Genomic DNA, 4,378 nt, shown 5'->3' with positions numbered 1-4,378 from the left:
ATACAACATCTTAAAACTAGCTAGATAAGTATTTGTTAGAAAATATATAGCAAATAGATTTATAGCTAACGTCTCCTTTCCGCACTTTGTTGCCTTTATAATTATGATTAGTACAGTTATTTACAGAACTCCAAGTAAAAGCATCTATGCCATTCTGGCAGTCGACTAACTAAAGGCTAAAGCCTAATTTTTAGGCGACTTTAGGCTTTAGCCTCAGAGTTTATGCCTTTTCTATTTTCCATTGGTAATGACGAGTAACTATAGCTTTACCCATGAATCATAACCCTTTTACTTTGAGTATCAGTTCACCAAAACTCTCCATGTAATAATATCGCCCTACTAATTTGCTAAAATCTTAAGGGGCAAAAAATAGTTGGCTCTAATGTTGAGGGACAAAAACAGTAACTTGTTTTATTGTCCCTGTTTAACAGCTTGCTAAATGCCGATCACTCCATGCTAATGTATTTTGGATTTGACTGGATTCGTTCTATCCATTGTTGGATTGCCGGATATTCTGACAGATCAAAGCCACCTTCATGCGCCACATGGGTATAGCCGTAAAGTGATATATCTGCGACAGTTAATTCATCTCCCACAAGATACGGTGTTTTTTGTAGTTGTTCTTCCATCACTTTAAGCGCTTTATGTCCGCCAGCCTGCTTAGCTTCAAATTCGGCTTTACGGTCTTCCGGTAGTCCAAGGTATTTGGCAATAAAGCGTGCAACGGCTATAAAAGGCTCATGGCTATATTGTTCAAAGAATTGCCATTGAAGAATTTTTGCTGAAGTAAAACGACTATTACCAATTAAAGGTGTATTCGATGCTAAGTAATGCAAAATAGCATTAGACTCTGAAATACAGCTGCCATCTTCTAATTCAAGTAATGGTATTTTCCCATTGGGGTTCTTTGTTAAGAATGAATCGGTCTGTGTTTCATTAGCTAAAATATCAACGTCTATCCATTCATGTTCAATATAGATAAGTGAAGTAAGAAGCTTCACCTTATAGCAATTTCCCGATTGAATATCTCCGTAAATTTTCACTAAACTCTCCTTAGGTACATAACAAGTTATAACTCAGGCTTAAGCCCTGCGGCTGTAATATCTTTAATTAAAGAGCAACCAATCTCTTCAATATTCTTATCGACTTTTTTATATATAAAGCCACTTAACTCAGTCGGTATCTCGACATCACCTTTATGAAGGACACAGACATTTTTGCTACCAAGCTTCGCGACAAGATAACCAAATTCAAAGATGACATTTGCTCTGGCTTTCGTTTGTTTTTTTCTATCAGCATCTATGATATTGGATTGATCAATCGTATATGAAATCTCATCAGGTGTAAGTAGTATGAATGCATAGGAAACATCACTATTTGCGGCAGCCTTTTCAATGATAGTTTGCCCACCTTCAACATCTCTATGTAAAACTATCGGCTTTATGCCAATACGTGAGAGAAACACCTCTAGTTCAATCTTTAAAGCATCATCATCTCCATGAACAATAAATACTTTATTATTACTTGCTACTAGAGCGGAAGGTAGCTTTGTTCTTGCTGTTGAATCTTTGGGTTTATTGGTTTTTTTTGGCACGCCTGACACCAACAATTCATTAAACAAATCACCTTCCTCTAGCAATGAGATTAATGCATGTAATGTTTTAATATAATTTTCTTTGGCAATCCAAAATTTATCTTCATCATTACCTTTTACCGGTGAATTATTTGCCGCTTTAAAATAAACAAAAGGCTCTGAATTTGCCCTGACTGTTGTTTTTAAAATACTTTCTATACTATTAACCCATATATCCCATGCAGGTGATGGCTCACCAATAATCTGTTCAAGAGAATCATGCTTTATACTGCAGTTTTTCCAGTTAAACTCTGCACTCTTTTCTACTAGTTTATTGATTTTATCTTTTAACGGGTTCACTAATCGAATCCTTGTTCTGTTTTTTGTGCCACAGCAAACATATCAACAATGCAAATAGGCCACTTAGATAGGTTGCGAGTAAAGGAATTATTGTCAGCTGATATGCATGTTCATGATCTTCAGGGTAAAATGAATCACCCGCCAGTAGCCAAGCCGAAATGGCTCCTATAATTAACCAAACGCCTGAAGCTATTGGTTTATGACTAGGTGCTGTGACATAGCCAGAAATAACTACACAAAAAGCAGCTACAGAGCCAATGATTGGTTTTTTCCAAACATTAGCTAAATCAGCAAGCACGCCTGCAGCTATTGCTGAAACTAGAAATGAAATAATGACTATTACAATTGAAAAAGCAAAACCTCTAACCTGATTCATACTCAAACCTTTTAAAACACATAACACCGCATTAAGCGGCAAAAAAATTGTTGGCTAAAATGTGCGAGGCACCAAAAATAGCCAACTGTAAATTTTATGTTTAATTGCCTTATTAGACAACATATTGAACAACCAACTCTTTTAATACTGGAATAACAGAAGCAACTAATAGCAGAGCCATAGATAAATTAAATATTTTTTGGTGTTTTGGTGAATTAAGATACTTTTTAAGCCCTACACCAAAAAATAACCAAATCCCGACACAAGGAAAAGCAACAATAAAGAAAGCCAACGCAATAAATAGTACTTGCGAGAATATATCTGAGGTAATGGAAGTGTAAGCTGAAACCGCACCTGTGGCCATAACCCATGCCTTGGGGTTTACCCATTGAAACAAAGCAGCTTGAGTAAAACTAAAGGGCTTAGAGCTTTCTACTTCAAGTGAAGTCGGCGAAGACGATGCGATAAGCCAAGCTAAATATAAAAGATAGGCGATACCTACGACCTTTATCACTTCGTGAATCAATGGATACATTTCAAATACAACACTAAAGCCTAAACCAACCATTATTACCATGGCAGGAAAGCCAAAACAGATACCTAACAAGTGTGGAATACTATTTTTAACACCGTAGTTGAGGCCAGAAGTCATAATCATTATGTTATTTGGGCCTGGTGTTACCGTTGTTGATGCTGCAAAAAGAATAATAGCTAAATAAAGCTCCATAACCTTTGAATACTCCGTGTTGCTTAACGCCTACTAAGAGGCAAATAATTGTTGGCTAAAATGTGAAACGAAGTTGAACCGAATAAACGCTTTTCCGTCCCGGTTTAATTGGCTTTTTATTAGCCAAAGTCTATTTCTTTCGCCGGGACTCCTGCACCTAAAACTATTGACCATTCATTAATATACCAACGTTTAACTAAGCCGTTTGAAACATACGGATCTTTAGTGACAAAGTCTTCAGCCACTTTAGGTGAGTCCCCTTCGAAAAGTAAAGCGGCTCCAAGTGATGGCTCGGTTAACGCTCCACCTAATCTTAATTCGCCACGACTAACCGCTGCTAAAGCGAGTTCAATATGGGATTCTCGAAACTGCTCTCTTTTCTCTAAATACTCAGGAACAACATCATAAGTTAATAGATAGTACATACTGGTTTCCTTTCGATGTGCACAAAATGCCACAATAAGCGGCTGAATAATAGTTTGGTAATATTGTGTAGTGCAGCGGAACCAACCAACCAACCAACCAACTGTTGCGTGTCCCACTTATTTAGCTTGTTATAACTCTTTCACTAAACAATATGTTGTATGACCTTTTGGATAATCAGGTAATTCACCAAATACTTTATAACCTAGTTTTTCATAAAAAGGTTTTGCTTGGAAGCTAAGAGTTTCAGTACGCATGTAGCCAAACCCTTTATCTTTAGCAAACTTTTCAGCTGCTGCCATTAGATTGCTACCGAGCCCTAAACCTCTGGTCTCTTTAGCTAACCAGAGCAGCTCAATAGTACAGTAGTTCCAGAAGGCATTTGCTCTAATGCCTCCTAAGACTTTTCCATTTTCATCTCTAGCAATGACAGCAAATTTTGTGTCTTTTTCAAAGCCAACCTCATCAGGTAGGTAATCTTTATTAAAAGAGCCAATACCGACACTTAATGCTTTAAGATCGTCCTGGCTAGGTGAAGTTGTTACTACGATATTCATATGTTCCGACATCCGGGAGAGTTATAACGCCACAATAAGCGAGTAAGTAAATTACACTGAAGTATCGATATTTTCATTTATGACATTGTCATTTTTTAACACTAACACGATGATGAAAACAATATTTAATGGCGGAGTAATACACAGTAAAACGCCAATGAGTGCTGTAACTTTAGGTGCTGAAGTTTTACGTTTACCTAAGTAGTAACTTAAACCTCCAATGATAAACATTGAGAATAAAATGACATTACCGAAAAAGGTCATATTAATATCCATATACATAAATCCTTTTTGCCTATAAGCGTTTATTATGGGGGCTGCTCAATAATGTCCACAACATAAACTTTTTTAAATTCGTATTA

At 36.7% G+C, this 4,378-nt stretch carries 7 protein-coding genes; all 7 read right to left on the bottom strand.

What is annotated here, in order from left to right:
* Positions 1-446: 446 nt before the first annotated feature.
* The 7 genes from HRT50_RS18045 to HRT50_RS18015 all read right to left on the bottom strand — a co-directional run bounded on the left by HRT50_RS18045 (position 447) and on the right by HRT50_RS18015 (position 4,292).
* Positions 447-1,043 (bottom strand): glutathione S-transferase family protein, encoded by a 597-nt coding sequence (locus HRT50_RS18045; protein WP_291617080.1) that lies wholly within the window; start codon positions 1,041-1,043, stop codon positions 447-449.
* Between the two features lie 26 nt (positions 1,044-1,069).
* Entirely contained in the window at positions 1,070-1,933 is an 864-nt protein-coding gene (locus HRT50_RS18040) for a nucleotide-binding protein (RefSeq protein WP_291617078.1), read from the bottom strand.
* Entirely contained in the window at positions 1,914-2,309 is a 396-nt protein-coding gene (locus tag HRT50_RS18035) for a hypothetical protein (protein WP_291617075.1), read from the bottom strand. Before HRT50_RS18035 ends, HRT50_RS18040 begins: the two co-directional genes overlap by 20 nt.
* A 112-nt stretch (positions 2,310-2,421) precedes the next feature.
* The gene (locus HRT50_RS18030) at positions 2,422-3,036 is read right to left on the bottom strand and encodes a LysE family translocator (protein ID WP_291617073.1); all 615 of its coding nucleotides are present in this window, start codon (positions 3,034-3,036) and stop codon (positions 2,422-2,424) included.
* A 119-nt stretch (positions 3,037-3,155) separates the two neighbouring features.
* A complete protein-coding gene (locus HRT50_RS18025) occupies positions 3,156-3,578 on the bottom strand; it encodes a YciI-like protein (RefSeq protein WP_291617071.1) in 423 nt (140 codons plus the stop codon).
* 12 nt (positions 3,579-3,590) lie between these two features.
* Complete coding sequence (locus tag HRT50_RS18020) at positions 3,591-4,016, bottom strand: N-acetyltransferase (RefSeq protein WP_291617070.1); 426 nt, start codon at positions 4,014-4,016, stop codon at positions 3,591-3,593.
* Between the two features lie 51 nt (positions 4,017-4,067).
* Complete coding sequence (locus HRT50_RS18015; RefSeq protein WP_291617068.1) at positions 4,068-4,292, bottom strand: hypothetical protein; 225 nt, start codon at positions 4,290-4,292, stop codon at positions 4,068-4,070.
* Positions 4,293-4,378: the final 86 nt, after the last annotated feature.

The sequence above is a fragment of the Colwellia sp. genome, from assembly GCF_013215345.1.
Lineage (GTDB): Bacteria > Pseudomonadota > Gammaproteobacteria > Enterobacterales > Alteromonadaceae > Colwellia.
This window is presented reverse-complemented; position numbering and strand designations above follow the sequence as displayed.

Bases quoted from the DNA above. Each gene is read 5' to 3' on its own strand.
- HRT50_RS18035 (WP_291617075.1), bottom strand. From the start codon at position 2,309: ATGAATCAGGTTAGAGGTTTTGCTTTTTCAATTGTAATAGTCATTATT.
- HRT50_RS18030 (WP_291617073.1), bottom strand. From the start codon at position 3,036: ATGGAGCTTTATTTAGCTATTATTCTTTTTGCAGCATCAACAACGGTA.
- HRT50_RS18020 (WP_291617070.1), bottom strand. From the start codon at position 4,016: ATGAATATCGTAGTAACAACTTCACCTAGCCAGGACGATCTTAAAGCA.
- HRT50_RS18015 (WP_291617068.1), bottom strand. From the start codon at position 4,292: ATGGATATTAATATGACCTTTTTCGGTAATGTCATTTTATTCTCAATG.